Raw genomic sequence first — 15950 nt, forward strand, 5'->3', positions numbered from 1 at the left:
GCTCTTCGGTCGCGTGTATGTCCGCGATCCCGGCTGCCCTCTTTCCGTCAGGACAAGGGGTGGCCCTCCCGAAGCCGCACCACGCACATGATCTCGAAAGCAGGAAAAGCCCTGAACGGCCACCTCGACCACCGCAGCCTTCTCGTGTTCGATACGCGCGAGCTGGGCCGGCGTCCTGGTGCCATGAAACGGCTGACCCGCACGGTGGAAGCTCCGAAGGACCTCGGTATCGACGGGGTCATCGGTGTGCAGGAGAACGCGCCTCTGGCGCTGGACCTCCGCCTCGAATCGGTCATGGAAGGGGTGCTCGTCACAGGCACCGCCCGTGCGACGGCCGAGGGGGAGTGCGTAAGGTGTCTGGAGCCGCTGGCCCTCGAGGTCGAAGCGGACTTCCAGGAGATGTTCTCGTACCCTGACGCCGATGACCGGAACCGCAGCAGGACCGCGGACCCGGTCGACGACGCCGAGGACGACGAGGACAGGTTCTTTCTCGAGGACGACTCGTTCGACCTCGAGCCTGTGCTGCGTGACGCGGTGGTGCTCGCACTGCCGCTGCAGCCGGTGTGCAAGGAGACCTGTGCCGGTCTGTGTTCCGAGTGCGGAATCAGGCTGGACGAGAATCCGGACCACCACCACGATGCCGTCGACATCCGTTGGGCGGCACTGCAAGGACTCGCCGAGACCGTTCAGGACGGCGAGAAGGACAACATGGGCGGCGCCGAACCGGGCGTCGACGAGAAGCAGGAGAAGTAGCCGTGGCTGTTCCGAAGCGGAAGATGTCGCGCAGCAACACGCGCCACCGCCGGTCGCAGTGGAAGGCTGCGGTCCCCACCCTGGTTTCGTGCGAGCGTTGCCAGGAGCCGAAGCTCCAGCACATTGCGTGCCCGAGCTGCGGCACCTACAACAAGCGCCAGGTCCTCGAGGTCTGAGCGGCTGGTGAGAGGCCCGATGTCTGAGTTGTCCAGCTCCAAGAAGACAGACAACATCAACACAGCCTCGTCCCACACGCTTCTGGAAGGGCGGCTCGGGTATCACCTCGAGTCCGCCCTTCTGGTGCGTGCGCTGACCCATCGCTCGTACGCGTACGAGAACGGCGGTCTGCCCACCAACGAGCGGCTGGAGTTCCTCGGGGACTCCGTGCTCGGTCTGGTGGTCACGGACACGCTGTACCGCACCCACCCCGACCTGCCCGAAGGCCAGCTGGCCAAGTTGCGGGCCGCGGTGGTCAACTCGCGTGCACTTGCGGAAGTGGGCCGCGGCCTCGAACTCGGCTCCTTCATCCGGCTCGGCCGTGGTGAAGAGGGCACGGGTGGCCGGGACAAGGCTTCCATCCTCGCCGACACTCTTGAAGCGGTGATCGGCGCCGTCTATCTCGACCAGGGCCTCAGCGCGGCCTCGGAGCTGGTCCACCGGCTCTTCGACCCGCTGATCGACAGGTCCTCCAACCTCGGAGCCGGCCTGGACTGGAAGACCAGTCTCCAGGAGCTCACCGCGAGCGAGAGCCTCGGAGTCCCCGAGTACCTCGTCACGGAGACCGGCCCCGATCACGAGAAGACCTTCACTGCTGCCGCTCGCGTCGGTGGTGTCTCGTACGGCACCGGCACCGGCCGTAGCAAGAAGGAAGCGGAGCAGCAGGCTGCCGAGTCCGCCTGGCGTGAGATCAGCGCCGCCGCGGAGGCACGCGGGGAGGCTGCGGCCAAGGTCGCAGCCGACGGAGGGATCGCCGACATCCCTGCCGACCCGTCGCCGCACTCGGACGCGGCTCCGGCCTGAACCGTCCGAGAGCCCCCCGGTGCCTTGTGCACCGGGGGGCTCTCGCTGTCTTCCCCCCTGTGCCGAAGGAGTCACCGTGCCCGAACTGCCCGAGGTCGAAGTCGTGCGCCGGGGTCTGGAGCGCTGGACCGCCGGGCGCACCGTCGAGGACGTCGAGGTGCTGCACCCGCGTGCGGTGCGCCGGCACCTCGCGGGCGGCCCGGACTTCGCGGCACGGCTCCGTGGTCTGCGCTTCGGCCCCGCGATGCGCCGCGGCAAATACCTCTGGGTCCCGCTCGACGAGGTGGAGTCCTCACTCCTGGGCCACCTCGGCATGAGCGGTCAGCTGCTCGTGCAGCCTGAGGAGGCCGCCGACGAGAAGCACCTGCGGATCAGGATCCGCTTCGACGACGCGCTCGGCACCGAGCTGCGCTTCGTCGACCAGCGGACCTTCGGCGGGCTCTCGCTGCACGACAACACCCCCGACGGCCTGCCCGACGTGATCGCGCACATCGCGCGCGACCCCCTCGACCCGGCCTTCGACGACACCGCCTTCCATCTGGCGCTGCGCCTGCGCCGTACGACGGTCAAGCGTGCCCTGCTCGACCAGTCACTGATCAGCGGCGTGGGCAACATCTACGCCGACGAGGCGCTCTGGCGCAGTCGGCTGCACTACGAGCGGCCGACCGCGACCCTGACCCGCCCCAGGACGGCGGAGCTGCTCGGGCACGTCCGGGACGTGATGCGGGAGGCCCTCGACCAGGGCGGCACCAGTTTCGACAGCCTGTACGTCAATGTGAACGGCGAGTCCGGTTACTTCGACCGGTCGCTGGACGCCTACGGACGCGAGGACGAACCCTGCCACCGCTGCGGTACGCCGATGCGCCGACGGCCGTGGATGAACCGCTCCAGCTACTTCTGCCCGCGCTGCCAGCGTCCGCCGCGGATCTCCTGACGCGACCGGCCGTCCCCGCACCATCGCGGCCACCGCGATGGTGCGGACGGCTCAGAAGCCGAAGTCCTGCGTCCACCAGGGGCCGCCGGAGCCGAGGTGGACACCCACGCCCAGCGTCTTGTAATCGCAGTTGAGAATGTTTGCGCGGTGGCCGTCGCTGTTCATCCAGGCGTCCATCACGGCCTGTGCGTCGGCCTGGCCCCGGGCGATGTTCTCGCCGCCCAGACTCTGCACACCCGCTGCGGCGGCACGGTCCCAGGGGGTCGCTCCGTCGGGGTCGGTGTGGCCGAAGAAGTCGCGGGCCGCCATGTCCTCGCTGAAGTCCTGGGCGAGCGCGGTCAGCGAGGCGCTCGTGGTGACCGGGCTGCAGCCGACCTTCGCGCGCTCCTGGTTGACCAGCGTGAGCACGGTGGCCTGAGCGGTGGTGGCGGACGGGCTCGCCGGGGCGGTGGCCTTGCGGCTCGGCGCGGCGGACGAGGTCTTCGGAGCGGCCGGCTTCTTGGCCGCGGGACTGGACGACGTGGTCTTCTTCGGCTCCGGGGCGGGAGCCTTCGTCCGCTCCGGAGCCTTCGTCGCCGGCTTCGTCGCGGTGGCGGACGGCTTCTTGCTCGGCTTCTCGCTCGGGGTGGCCGAAGGGGACTTCGAGGGTGCGGCGGAACGGCCGGAACCCCGGTCGGCCTCGGCGGACGCGGAGGTGCGGCCGGTCGGCTCGGCGGACGACTCGCCCTGGGTCAGCAGGTCGGGAGCACCTCCGGCGTGGACCTGGTCGGCGGCCCCGCCTCCGCTCACGCTGTAGCTGTCACCGCCGGGCAGCAGGCCCGAGGCCACGGCGACCGCTCCGAGGGCCACGGCCGCGGACACGCCGAGGAGCCCGGCGCGTACGGGTATGCCGGCTCGCTTCTTCCGGCGTGCGCCCCGGGGCCCGTCCTCCGCGTTGGCCGCGTGCTGCTCAGCGGCGGGGGCCGCGCCTGCGCGTCGATGCCGTCCCATGCGCTGTGCCTTCCTCGTGCTCCGGGGCGTCGTCACGACGTCACCGTATTAAAGATCAAACTCACCCGTTCGGGTGAGGCTATTGCGAGGGGACCTTACGCCATGGCGGATTGGGGCGGCGTGCTCCTTGAAGTAATTGGACGGTTAGCGTTCGGGCATGAACGAAGATGCACGACTCGTCGTATGGGTACGCGGCCGAGTACAGCAAGTAGGGTTCCGCTGGTTCACCAGGGCAAATGCTTTGGAGATCGGAAACCTCACCGGCTTCGCCCTCAATCTCGACGACGGCCGGGTGCAGGTGGTGGCCGAAGGACCGCGTGAGAATTGCCACCGTCTGCTCGACTGGCTCGGCTCCGACGACACACCCGGGCGCGTGGACGGAGTCACTGAGATCTGGGACACGCCGCGGGGTGGATATGAGGGATTCGCGATCCGCTGATCCCGCCCGGGAAATGCGGGCCGGACGCGCAGTGCGCACGGACGACGGCGAGCGGTGAACAGAGGGCGGGCGAAGACCTCGCACCCGAAATGACCTGCGGAGGAGGCCGGCGCCTGGACATGGTTGCCAAGAGCGGCGCGCCGTGCCAGGCTGCGGCATTGACGAAGATCTCCACACCCTTCGGGAACCCGCAGGAGAGTCGCGCCGCATGATCGTCAGGCCGCGCACCCCCGGGACACCCGGCCCGCTGGCGTGTGATCGTGTTGACCGTCAAACTTTTTGGTGAGACGCTGAAAACCCCGCGCACCTTAGCTGTTCGGCAGAGCTGGTGACAGCAGAACAGCAGTGAATTCACAGCGCTGCCGAGCACCGCGGGTGCGATTCCCTCACGACCCACACCGCATCGGTCGGTCACTCAGTGTGGAGGACCTTTCATCATGGCAAAGGCGCTTCTCGGTTACGTCGGCGGTTCCGATCCGCGACTCCTCGCCGAGATGCGACGGCTCCAGAAGCGCGTCCAGGACCTGGAATCCGAGCTCGTACGGATCCAGGACGAGAACGACGCGCTCAACGCCGCCGCCCAGCACCAGGAGTCGCTGCTCGACAGCATCGACATCGACGTACCCCAGGCGGAGCCCGCGCTGACCTGACCCCAAGGCCCTGCCGGGGCCGGTCGGGCCACACGCCAGCCGCTCGGGATCAACCATCGAAGTCTTCGTCACGGATCGTCGTCCTGGAACACCGAGGACTGCAGGACTGCTCGTGATCCGGTCCGCCAGCGATCCGTTACGCAAGACTGTGCTCGGACGACTGCACAGCAGTACCGTGCAGGATTTACAAGGGACGCTCCGGCGTCCCTTCTTTCTTTCCCCCGGGCCGTCGTCGGCCTATCGCTCTTCGCTTACCGTCTGATGTGCCCTGCACCTTCATCAGCGAAACCGAGAGTGAAAGGTAGAGTCCGGCGGCGTGCACCTCAAGGCCCTGACCCTCCGTGGTTTCAAATCGTTCGCCTCCGCCACGACCCTGCGGTTCGAACCGGGGATCACCTGTGTCGTCGGCCCCAACGGGTCGGGCAAATCCAATGTGGTGGACGCCCTCTCCTGGGTCATGGGGGAGCAGGGGGCCAAATCCCTGCGCGGCGGCAAGATGGAAGACGTGATCTTCGCCGGCACCACGGGAAGGCCGCCTCTCGGCCGTGCGGAAGTGTCGCTGACCATCGACAATTCCGATGGCGCGCTGCCCATCGAGTACGCCGAGGTGACGATCACCCGGATCATGTTCCGCAACGGCGGCAGCGAATACCAGATCAATGGCGACACCTGCCGGCTGCTCGACATCCAGGAACTCCTCTCGGACTCCGGTATCGGCCGCGAGATGCACGTCATCGTCGGCCAGGGCCGGCTGGACTCGGTCCTGCACGCCGACCCGACGGGGCGCCGCGCCTTCATCGAAGAGGCGGCGGGTGTGCTCAAGCACCGTAAGCGCAAGGAGAAGGCGCTGCGGAAGCTGGAGGCGATGGGTGCCAACCTCGCCCGCGTCCAGGACCTCACCGACGAACTGCGGCGCCAACTCAAACCGCTGGGCCGGCAGGCAGCCGTGGCCCGCCGGGCCGCTGTCATCCAGGCCGACCTGCGCGACGCCCGCCTGCGTCTGCTCGCCGACGACCTGGTGAGGCTGCGGGAGGCGCTGCGGGGCGAGATCGCCGACGAGGCCGCCCTCAAACAGCGCAGGGAAGCGGCGGAAGCCGAGCTCAAGGCGGCGCTCGCCCGCGAGGCGGACCTGGAGGACGAGGTACGCCGGCTCGCGCCGCGGCTGCAGCGGGCCCAGCAGACCTGGTACGAACTCTCCCAGCTGGCCGAACGCGTGCGGGGCACGATCTCGCTCGCCGACGCCCGGGTGAAGAGCGCCACCGCCGCGCCTGAGGAGGAGCGGCGCGGGCGGGACCCGGAGGACATGGAGCGTGAGGCCGCCCGGATCCGCGAGCAGGAGGCGGAGCTGGAGGCCGCGCTCGAAGCGGCCGAGCACGCCCTGGAGGACACCACCGCACACCGGGCCGAACTGGAGCGGGAGTTGGCCGCCGAGGAGCGCAGGCTCCGGGACGCGGCCCGGGCCATCGCCGACCGGCGGGAAGGGCTCGCCCGGCTCACCGGGCAGGTCAACGCCGCCCGCAGCCGCGCGGGTTCGGCTCAGGCCGAGATCGACCGGCTGGCCGCGTCGCGGGACGAGGCGCAGGAGCGGGCGGTCGCCGCCCAGGAGGAGTACGAGCAGCTCAAGGCCGAGGTCGAGGGACTGGACGCGGGCGACGCGGAGCTGGCGGAGCAGCACGAGGCCGCCAAACGGGAACTCGCCGGGGCGGAGGCGGCCCTGAGCGCGGCGCGCGAGGCGGTCACCGCGGCCGAACGCAGCCGCGCGGCGGTCTCCGCCCGGCACGAGGCACTGTCGCTGGGCCTCCGTCGCAAGGACGGCACCGGGGCGCTGCTCGGTGCGGGGGACCGGCTCACCGGGCTGCTCGGACCGGTCGCGGAGCTGCTCACGGTGGCCCCCGGGCACGAGGTCGCGGTGGCCGCCGCCCTGGGCGCGGCCGCCGACGCCGTCGCGGTGACGGGTCCGGCCACCGCGGCGGAGGCGATCCGTCTGCTGCGTAAGCAGGACGCGGGGCGCGCGGCGCTGGTGACGGGCGGAGCGGCGGGCGGGCAGGTACCCGCGCAGGGTACGGAGCAGCCGCAGGAGCCCGTCGACGGCCCCGCCGGCCAGGTGCCCGGGCAGGCCTCCGGCCCCACGGCCGCCACGGTTTCCGGGGCGGAGCACGGTCCCGCAACCGTCACGGTCTCCGGCGCGGCATCGGCCGGCCCGGCCGTCGCCACCGGGGAATCCGCCGCGCCCGCCGTCGCGAGCCTGGTGCGGGGGCCCGCCGAACTGATGGCGGCCGTGCGGCGGCTGGTGCGCGACATGGTCGTCGTCGGCACCCTGGAGGACGCGGAGGAGCTGGTCGCCGCCCACCCCGGACTGACCGCCGTCACCGCCGAGGGCGACGTGCTGGGCACCCACTTCGCCCACGGCGGATCCGCCGGGGCACCCAGCCTGCTGGAGGTCCAGGCGGCCGTCGACGAGGCCGCCGCCGAGCTCGCCGAGCTCTCCGTGCGCTGCGAGGAACTCGCCTCGGCCCAGCGGGCCGAGGCCGCACGGCACTGCGAGGGCGCCGCCCGCGTGGAGGAGCTCGGGGAGCGGCGCCGGGCCGCCGAGCGGGAGAAGTCGGGAGTGGCGCAGCAGCTCGGGCGGCTGGCCGGGCAGGCCCGTGGCGCCGCGGGCGAGGCCGAGCGGATGACCGCCTCCGCCGCCCGGGCGCAGGAGGCGCTGGAGCGGGCCACCGAGGAGGCCGAGGAGCTGGCGGAACGGCTGCTGGTCGCGGAGGAGACCCCGGTCGAGGAGGAGCCCGACACCTCCGTACGGGACCGGCTCGCCGCCGACGGGGCCAACGCACGCCAGACCGAGATGGAGGCCCGCCTCCAAGCCCGTACGCACGAGGAACGGGTCAAGGCGCTCGCCGGACGGGCCGACGCCCTCGACCGCGGGGCCCGGGCCGAGCGCGAGGCGCGCACCCGTGCCGAGCAGCGCCGTGCCCGGCTGCGCCACGAGGCGGCCGTGGCCGCAGCCGTGGCGTCGGGCGCCCGACAGCTGCTCGCCCACGTCGAGGTCTCGGTCGTACGGGCGGACGAGGAGCGGACCCGGGCCGAGGCGGCGAAGGCCGAGCGCGAGCGGGACCTGGCGGCCGAACGCGGACGCGGCCGTGACCTCAAGAGCGAGCTCGACCGGCTCACCGACTCGGTGCACCGGGGCGAGGTGCTCGGGGCCGAGAAGCGGCTGCGCATAGAGCAGGTGGAGGCCAAGGCGTTGGAGGAGTTCGGCGTCGAGCCGGCCGGCCTGGCCGCCGAGTACGGCCCCGAACAGCTGGTGCCGCCGTCCCCCGCGGCGGAGGGCGAGGAGCTCCCGGCGGATCCGGAGGACCCGCGCAACCAGCCGAAGCCGTTCGTCAGGGCCGAGCAGGAGAAGCGCCTGAAGGCGGCCGAACGGGCGTATCAGCAACTCGGGAAGGTGAATCCTCTCGCCCTGGAGGAGTTCTCGGCGCTGGAGGAACGGCACAAGTTCCTCTCCGAGCAGCTCGAAGACCTGAAGAAGACCCGGGCCGATCTGATGCAGGTGATCAAGGAGGTCGACGAGCGGGTCGAGCAGGTGTTCACGGAGGCGTTCCGGGACACCGCACGCGAGTTCGAGGGCGTCTTCTCCCGGCTCTTCCCGGGCGGCGAGGGCCGTCTCATCCTCACCGACCCGGACAACATGCTGACGACCGGTCTCGACGTCGAGGCCAGGCCTCCGGGCAAGAAGGTCAAGCGGCTCTCCCTGCTGTCCGGCGGCGAGCGATCCCTTACGGCCGTTGCCCTGCTGGTCTCCATCTTCAAGGCCAGGCCGAGCCCGTTCTACGTCATGGACGAGGTGGAGGCGGCGCTCGACGACACCAATCTGCAGCGTCTGATCCGGATCATGGTGGAGCTCCAGGAGAGCTCCCAGCTCATCGTCATCACGCACCAGAAACGGACGATGGAGGTCGCCGACGCGCTGTACGGGGTCTCGATGCAGGGCGACGGAGTCTCCAAGGTAATCAGCCAGCGGCTTCGCTGAGCCGTCGGTCCACCGACTGGCGTGCAGTCACATCTCCTTTACCTAACCTTCAACACTTCAACGCACCTTTTGGGTGTTCCTGGGTACTTGCGAGGGACTGTTTCACTCGGATCAGGTCTTGACTTCGAAACTTGAACGCATAACCTCAGCAATGTTGTTTTTACCTTCAAGTGGTGGTCGGCTGGAAGTTGTGCGCCACTAGGAGGGCTCACCCCCCACACCTGACGTTGCGGCCAGGTACCAGGAGTTCATGTGACCAGCACAGCGCGCGGACCGGAGTCCGGAGCCCGGGAGGCCCACCCGGACCATCTCGGCCATGTCATCTTCATCACCGCAGCCGCAGCGATGGGCGGCTTCCTCTTCGGCTACGACAGCTCCGTGATCAACGGGGCCGTCGAGGGCATCCGCGGCCGCTACGACATCGGCTCGGGGACGCTCGCGCAGGTGATCGCGATCGCGCTGATCGGCTGCGCGATCGGCGCGGCGACGGCGGGGCGCATCGCCGACCGGATCGGCCGTATCCGCTGTATGCAGATCGCCTCGGTGCTCTTCACCATCAGCGCCGTCGGATCCGCGCTGCCGTTCGCCCTCTGGGACCTCGCCATGTGGCGGATCATCGGCGGCTTCGCGATCGGCATGGCCTCCGTCATCGGCCCGGCCTACATCGCCGAGGTCTCGCCGCCCGCCTACCGAGGGCGCCTCGGCTCCTTCCAGCAGGCCGCCATCGTCATCGGCATCGCCATCTCGCAGCTGGTCAACTACGGCATCCTGCAGATCGCCGACGGCGACCAGCGCGGCAAGATCGGTGGCATCGAGGCCTGGCAGTGGATGCTCGGCGTGATGGTCGTACCGGCCATCCTGTACGGGCTGCTGTCCTTCGCGATCCCCGAGTCGCCGCGCTTCCTGATCTCCATCGGCAAGAAGGACCGTGCCCGGAAGATCCTCGAAGAGGTCGAGGGCAAGAACATCGACCTCGACGCGCGTGTGAACGAGATCGAGACGGCCATGCGCCGTGAGCACAAGAGCAAGTTCAGCGACCTGCTCGGGAGCCGCTTCGGCTTCCTGCCGATCGTCTGGGTCGGTATCGGCCTCTCGGTCTTCCAGCAGCTCGTCGGCATCAACGTCGCGTTCTACTACTCGGCGACGCTGTGGCAGTCCGTAGGCATCGACCCGACCGACTCGTTCTTCTACTCGTTCACCACGTCGATCATCAACATCATCGGCACCGTGATCGCCATGGTCCTGGTGGACCGGGTCGGCCGCAGGCCGCTCGCCCTCATCGGGTCCACCGGTATGGCCATCGCCCTGGCGTTCGAGGCCTGGGCCTTCTCCGCGGATCTCATCGACGGCAAACTGCCTACGACCCAGGGCACCGTCGCCCTGATCGCGGCCCACGTCTTCGTGCTCTTCTTCGCCCTGTCGTGGGGTGTCGTGGTCTGGGTCTTCCTCGGCGAGATGTTCCCGAACCGGATCCGCGCCGCCGCACTCGGTGTCGCCGCCTCCGCGCAGTGGATCGCCAACTGGGCCATCACCGCGAGCTTCCCGAGCCTGTCCGACTGGAACCTGTCGGGTACCTACATCATCTACACCTTCTTCGCCGTGCTCTCCATCCCCTTCGTGCTCAAGTTCGTGAAGGAGACCAAGGGCAAGGCGCTGGAGGAGATGGGCTGATCCCCGCTGCCCCTCTCCTCGACCCCGCTGCCCCGGTCCGGCCCATGCCGGCCCGGGGCAGCGCTCTGCCGTGCCGGGGGTCGTCCGCCGGTACGGCGTCAGAACCGGGCCGGTGCGCCGCCCTTCCCGTCCGCCGGGCGCGGCAGCGCCGCGTACATCCCCGCCGCGACGAGGATCGTGGCCGCCCAGCCCAGGCCGTGGCGCCCGATCCAGTAGCCGGCGAGCGGGCCGGTGAACCACTCGACGTCGGTGAACAGCAGGCCGGTCACCAGTGCCGCCCCCCAGGCGCCCATGGCCTGCCGGCTGAACCCCCCGGCGTACCAGTAGCCGCTGCGGGGACCCGTGTCCATGAGGGCCTCGGCGTCGTACGTACGGCCACGCAGCAGATCGACGCCGAAGACCCCGATCCAGGCGGAGAACGTCACACCGAGCAGGGTCAGGAACGAGAGGAAGGCGTCGATGAAACTCGTCGCCACCATCATCAGGGTCCCGCCCAGCAGCAGGCTGATCGTCGCGTTCACGCCCACGGCCCAGGCGCGGGGCATCGCGAACCCGAGCGTCTGGGCGGTGAAGCCGGCGGAGTACATCGACATCGCGTTGATCAGCACCATGCCGGCCACGGCGGTGAGGAGATAGGGCACCGAGATCCACATCGGCAGCAGTTCGCCGATGAAGGCCACGGGGTCCTTCGTGACGGCCAGGTGTGGCGAGTTCACCGCCATGACCGCGCCCATCATCACCATCGGCGCCACGGTGACCAGCGCCCCGCCCACGGTCGCGCCCACCATCGCCCGCCCGGACGCGGAGTGCGGCAGGTAGCGGGTGAAGTCCGGGGCGGAGGGAACCCAGCTGATGCCCCCGGCGGCCAGTGTCCCGATCCCCGCGATCATCATCGCCGCCGGTCCGGGTGGCCGGTCCAGGACGGTCCGCCACGGGGTTGAGCCGATCAGATGGACCAGGACCAGGAGGCTCGCCGCCCCGAAGAGCCGGACGGAGACCCAGGAGGACACCCGGAGTGCCCTGATCCCGAGCCCCGACACGAGGAAGCCCGCGGCGACGAAGGCCGTCAGGACGACCAGGACCAGCGCGTGGGTACGCCGGATGGCGAACAGCAGATCGAGTACGGCCAGGAGGGCGTAGGAGCCGGTGACCGCGTTCACGGTCTCCCACCCCCACCGGGCGACCCACAGCAGGGCTCCGGGGAAGAGATTGCCGCGCTGTCCGAAAACCGCCCTGGACAGTGCCATGCCGGGCGCCCCGCCTCGCTTGCCCGCGATCGACACGAGGCCGACCAGTCCGTACGAGACCACGGGGGCCGTCACCGCCACGGCCAGCACCTGCCAGAGATTCAGCCCGTTGAAGACGGTGAGCCCGGCCCCGACGGTCAGCAGCAGCACCGTCATGTTGGCCGTGACCCAGGTGGGGAAGAGGGTGCGGACCCGGCCCGTGCGTTCGTCGTCGGGGACGGGATCCAGGCCGCGGTTCTCCACGGGCAGCAGCGTACCTTTACGCCCAAACGTGGCATACCGACCTTGCGGTCGACACCCGCCGCTCTCCAGGGCCGCGCCGGACCACGGCTGTGGCCGATACTGGACGCGTTATGGAAATCGTCATCCTTGCTGTAGTCATCGCCCTGGTCGCGGTCGGCCTGATCAGCGGGCTCGTGGTCAGCAGCCGCAAGAAGAAGCAGCTGCCGCCCTCGGCGCCGTCGAGCACGCCGACCCTCACTCCTCCCGCCGAGCCCCGTGTCGGCGAGGAGGCCGAGACGCCGCGCGACGAAGCGCGGCGCACCATCGAGGAGGTCGGTCTCCCCGGCGCCGGGACTCCCGTGGAGGAGACCCCCGTCGTCATCGAGCCGGAGATCCCCGAGCTCGAAGTCCCCGAGCCCACCGCCGGCCGTCTGGTGCGGCTCCGTGCCCGGCTCGCCCGTTCGCAGAACTCCCTGGGCAAGGGGCTGCTCACGCTCCTGTCCCGCGACAACCTCGACGAGGACACCTGGGAGGAGATCGAGGACACCCTCCTCACCGCCGACGTCGGCGTCGCCCCCACCCAGGAGCTGGTGGAGCGGCTCCGCGAGCGGGTCCGTGTCCTCGGCACCCGTACGCCCGACGAGCTGCGCACCCTGCTGCGCGAAGAACTCGTCACCCTGCTCGGTCCCGACTTCGACCGTGCGGTGAAGACCGAGGGCGGCGACGCGACCCCCGGCGTCGTGATGGTCGTCGGGGTCAACGGCACCGGCAAGACGACCACGACGGGCAAGCTCGCCCGGGTGCTCGTCGCCGACGGCCGCAGCGTCGTGCTCGGCGCCGCGGACACCTTCCGCGCCGCCGCCGCCGACCAGCTCCAGACCTGGGGCGAACGCGTCGGTGCCCGTACGGTGCGCGGCCCCGAGGGCGGCGACCCCGCGTCGATCGCCTTCGACGCGGTGAAGGAGGGCATCGCCGAGGGCGCCGACGTGGTGCTCATCGACACCGCGGGCCGGCTGCACACCAAGACCGGTCTGATGGACGAGCTCGGCAAGGTCAAGCGGGTCGTCGAGAAGCACGGGCCGCTCGACGAGATCTTGCTCGTCCTCGACGCCACGACCGGACAGAACGGCCTCGTCCAGGCGCGGGTCTTCGCCGAGGTGGTCGACATCACCGGCATCGTGCTCACCAAGCTGGACGGCACCGCCAAGGGCGGCATCGTGATCGCCGTTCAGCGCGAGCTGGGCGTCCCCGTGAAGCTCATCGGTCTCGGCGAGGGCCCGGACGACCTCGCGCCGTTCGAGCCGGGCGCCTTCGTCGACGCGCTGATCGGCGACTGACCGGCAGTACCCCGCGTACGTACGAAGGGCGGTGGACCCCGGGAGGGGTTCACCGCCCTTCGGCGTTCACCACCGGTGGCATATGTAGGCGAGCGTGCCCAGCAGCAGTCGCGCCTGCGGGGGAGCGGCGGCCGTGTCCGGCACCGGCGGGCGCAGCCAGCGGACCGGGCCGAGGCCCCCGAGGTCCGACGGGGGAGCGGTGACGTACGCCCCGCGGCCCAGTGCGCGCAGGTCCAGGTCCGCGTCGTCCCAGCCCATCCGGTAGAGCAGCCCGGGGAGCCCCGCCGCCGCCCCCGGGGCGACGAAGAACTGTGTACGGCCGGTCGGCGTCACCGACACCGGCCCCAGGGGCAGACCCATCCGCTCCATCCGCACCAGCGCGCGCCGTCCCGCGGCCTCGGGGACATCGAGGACGTCGAAGGAGCGCCCGGCGGGGAGCAGCATCGAGGCGCCCGGCACCTCGGCCCAGGCGTCCGAGGCCATGTCGAGGGTGGCGCCCGGCGGCACCTCGCCGGCGAAGTCCAGCGGATGCGCGCCGGGGGCGGCGCACGCGGTGTCGCCGCACGAGCAGACGCCCGCCGCGGCACGCGCGCCCGGAGCCACCGCCCAGCCCCAGAGTCCTGTGTACTCGGCCACCGCGGTCGCCCCGGCCGCACGGCCGCGCCGCCGCGTGCCGGACCGCATCTCCCGGATGCCGCCGATCGTGAAGCCCATGCCCCCTCCAACGGGTCCGACTCACCGGTGGTTACGACCCGGAGCACCGGACGTCCTCCGTTGCCGCCGATCCGCCGGAGCGCGGGGGTCGTGTCACAGGGGTGCGCGAGGTGCACCAAGCGCCCCTGAATAATTCACTCCGCTCGCTCCTGATCGCGGCCTGTCAAGTGAATCGCGGACGGCGCCGAAGGGGTTCATCCGAAGGGGTGGCGAATGGTGGCGTTTCTGCAACGACCCTCGCCGCAGCGGTGATCGTGGGATTACCGTGGGTACACGAAGCTGCAATTGCATCTGCAGTTGAGTATGCCGATGGCAATTCGCCGATCTGTTCGATGGCGCGCAACGGGCGTACGGGCAGCACCGAGGCGCGGCATTCTGATAGAGGTTCGCGCGACAGGTTTCAGCGGGATGGGGGCGTTCCAGTGAGTGGCAGCGGCGCAGGCGAGACGCATGCCGGAAAGCGCCCCAACGGGCAATTGGGATCGTGGTTCGTGCGGAGCGGCTGGTCGAAGGGCGAGCTCGCCCGCCAGGTGAACCGGCGCGCCCGCCAGCTCGGTGCCCACCACATCAGCACCGACACCTCCCGGGTGCGCCGCTGGCTCGACGGCGAGCAGCCCCGCGAGCCGATCCCGCGACTCCTCTCCGAGCTCTTCTCCGAGCGCTTCGGCACCGTCGTCTCCGTCGAGGACCTCGGACTCCGTGCCGCCCACCAGGCGCCCTCGGTGGCGGGGGTCGACCTGCCCTGGGCCGGACCGCAGACCGTCGCGCTGCTCAGCGAGTTCTCCCGCAGCGACCTCATGCTCGCCCGGCGCGGCTTCCTCGGCAGCTCCCTCGCCCTCGCCGCCGGACCCACCCTCATCGAGCCCATGCAGCGCTGGCTGGTGCCCGTCACCCGCCAGGGGCAGGCGGAACCCGAGCTGCCGACCGCGGAGAGCCGCCCCTCACGCCTCTCCGGCCCGGAGCTGGACCTGCTGGAATCCACCACGGCGATGTTCCGGCAGTGGGACGCCCAGTGCGGCGGCGGGCTGCGCCGCAAGGCCGTCGTCGGCCAGCTCCACGAAGTCACCGACCTGCTGCAGGAGCCGCAGCCCCAGGCCACCGCCAGGCGCCTGTTCCGCTGCGCGGCCGAACTGGCCGAGCTCGCAGGCTGGATGAGCTACGACGTGGGCCTCCAGCCCACCGCCCAGAAGTACTTCGTACTCGCCCTGCACGCCTCCAAGGAGGCCGGCGACAAGCCGCTGGGTTCGTACATCCTCTCCAGCATGAGCCGCCAGATGATCCACCTCGGCCGGCCCGACGACGCACTCGAACTCATCCACCTCGCGCAGTACGGCAGCCGTGACTGCGCCACCGCCCGGACCCAGGCCATGCTGTATGCGATGGAGGCGCGCGCCTACGCCAACATGGGCCAGCCGAGCAAGTGCAAGCGGGCGGTCCGGATGGCCGAGGACACCTTCGCCGACGCCGTTCTCGACGACGAGCACGAGCCCGACTGGATCCGCTTCTTCTCCGACGCCGAACTCCACGGAGAGAACGCCCACTCCTACCGTGACCTCGCCTATGTCGCCGGCCGCAGCCCCACGTACGCCTCGCTCGCCGAGCCCGTCATGGCCCGCGCCGTCGAGCTCTTCGGCGAGGACGACGAGCACCAGCGGTCCTACGCGCTCAATCTGATCGGCATGGCCACCGTGCATCTCCTCAAGCGCGAGCCGGAGGAGTCGACGGTCCTGGCCACAAGGGCCCTGAAGATCGCCAAGAGTGTCAGGTCGGAGCGCGTCAACACCAGGCTCCGCAAGACCGTCGGCACCGCTGCCAGGGACTTCGGTGACATTCCCGAGGTCGCGCGGCTCACCGACCTGCTCACCGAGCAGCTCCCGGAGACCGCCGAAGCGGTCTGACCGGCACTCCTGCCACCGGCCACGACGGCCGCCCCGTACCACCCGACT

The 15950-nt window shown here is 70.4% G+C and carries 13 protein-coding genes; 10 read left to right on the top strand and 3 right to left on the bottom strand.

Annotation, left to right across the window (positions count from 1 at the left end; genetic code table 11):
- Positions 1 to 87 precede the first annotated feature (87 nt).
- The 4 genes from ACIBCU_RS35765 (at position 88) to mutM (ending at position 2707) form a co-directional block, all read left to right on the top strand.
- Positions 88 to 753, top strand: a complete 666-nt coding sequence (locus tag ACIBCU_RS35765) for a DUF177 domain-containing protein (protein WP_362931453.1) — start codon at positions 88 to 90, stop codon at positions 751 to 753.
- 2 nt (positions 754 to 755) lie between these two features.
- Complete coding sequence (gene rpmF / locus ACIBCU_RS35770) at positions 756 to 929, top strand: 50S ribosomal protein L32 (protein WP_003965982.1); 174 nt, start codon at positions 756 to 758, stop codon at positions 927 to 929.
- Positions 930 to 948: 19 nt separating this feature from the next.
- Positions 949 to 1773, top strand: coding sequence for a ribonuclease III (rnc, locus tag ACIBCU_RS35775; RefSeq protein ID WP_362931455.1), 825 nt, complete (start codon positions 949 to 951; stop codon positions 1771 to 1773).
- Between the two features lie 76 nt (positions 1774 to 1849).
- Positions 1850 to 2707 carry a bifunctional DNA-formamidopyrimidine glycosylase/DNA-(apurinic or apyrimidinic site) lyase gene (mutM, locus tag ACIBCU_RS35780; RefSeq protein WP_362931457.1) on the top strand — a complete coding sequence of 286 codons (858 nt, stop codon included), beginning with the start codon at positions 1850 to 1852 and terminating at the stop codon, positions 2705 to 2707.
- A 51-nt stretch (positions 2708 to 2758) separates the two neighbouring features.
- On the opposite strand, the gene ACIBCU_RS35785 is transcribed toward mutM, so the two are convergent.
- Complete coding sequence (locus tag ACIBCU_RS35785) at positions 2759 to 3697, bottom strand: CAP domain-containing protein (protein ID WP_399236651.1); 939 nt, start codon at positions 3695 to 3697, stop codon at positions 2759 to 2761.
- 157 nt (positions 3698 to 3854) lie between these two features.
- On the opposite strand from ACIBCU_RS35785, the gene ACIBCU_RS35790 reads away from it, so the two are divergent.
- From ACIBCU_RS35790 to ACIBCU_RS35805, 4 genes are all read left to right on the top strand, one after another.
- On the top strand, positions 3855 to 4136 hold the full coding sequence (locus ACIBCU_RS35790) for an acylphosphatase (RefSeq protein ID WP_073745712.1): 282 nt from the start codon (positions 3855 to 3857) through the stop codon (positions 4134 to 4136).
- A 437-nt stretch (positions 4137 to 4573) separates the two neighbouring features.
- Entirely contained in the window at positions 4574 to 4786 is a 213-nt protein-coding gene (locus tag ACIBCU_RS35795; protein WP_033304037.1) for a hypothetical protein, read from the top strand.
- 316 nt (positions 4787 to 5102) lie between these two features.
- Positions 5103 to 8813 carry an AAA family ATPase gene (locus tag ACIBCU_RS35800; protein ID WP_399236654.1) on the top strand — a complete coding sequence of 1237 codons (3711 nt, stop codon included), beginning with the start codon at positions 5103 to 5105 and terminating at the stop codon, positions 8811 to 8813.
- Between the two features lie 252 nt (positions 8814 to 9065).
- Positions 9066 to 10484: a sugar porter family MFS transporter gene (locus tag ACIBCU_RS35805; RefSeq protein WP_399236656.1), complete on the top strand. Its 1419-nt coding sequence runs from the start codon at positions 9066 to 9068 to the stop codon at positions 10482 to 10484.
- Between the two features lie 98 nt (positions 10485 to 10582).
- Here ACIBCU_RS35805 and ACIBCU_RS35810 read toward each other — a convergent pair whose 3' ends face one another.
- Positions 10583 to 11974: a purine-cytosine permease family protein gene (locus tag ACIBCU_RS35810; protein WP_399236658.1), complete on the bottom strand. Its 1392-nt coding sequence runs from the start codon at positions 11972 to 11974 to the stop codon at positions 10583 to 10585.
- Between the two features lie 110 nt (positions 11975 to 12084).
- Here ACIBCU_RS35810 and ftsY point away from each other — a divergent pair, with 110 nt between their 5' ends.
- Positions 12085 to 13290: a signal recognition particle-docking protein FtsY gene (ftsY, locus tag ACIBCU_RS35815; protein WP_362931467.1), complete on the top strand. Its 1206-nt coding sequence runs from the start codon at positions 12085 to 12087 to the stop codon at positions 13288 to 13290.
- 66 nt (positions 13291 to 13356) lie between these two features.
- On the opposite strand, the gene ACIBCU_RS35820 is transcribed toward ftsY, so the two are convergent.
- The gene (locus ACIBCU_RS35820; protein ID WP_399236661.1) at positions 13357 to 14004 is read right to left on the bottom strand and encodes a bifunctional DNA primase/polymerase; all 648 of its coding nucleotides are present in this window, start codon (positions 14002 to 14004) and stop codon (positions 13357 to 13359) included.
- Between the two features lie 422 nt (positions 14005 to 14426).
- Here ACIBCU_RS35820 and ACIBCU_RS35825 point away from each other — a divergent pair, with 422 nt between their 5' ends.
- Positions 14427 to 15902 (top strand): hypothetical protein, encoded by a 1476-nt coding sequence (locus tag ACIBCU_RS35825; RefSeq protein WP_362931471.1) that lies wholly within the window; start codon positions 14427 to 14429, stop codon positions 15900 to 15902.
- Positions 15903 to 15950: the final 48 nt, after the last annotated feature.

The organism is Streptomyces sp. NPDC051064, from assembly GCF_044455985.1.
Lineage (GTDB): Bacteria > Actinomycetota > Actinomycetes > Streptomycetales > Streptomycetaceae > Streptomyces.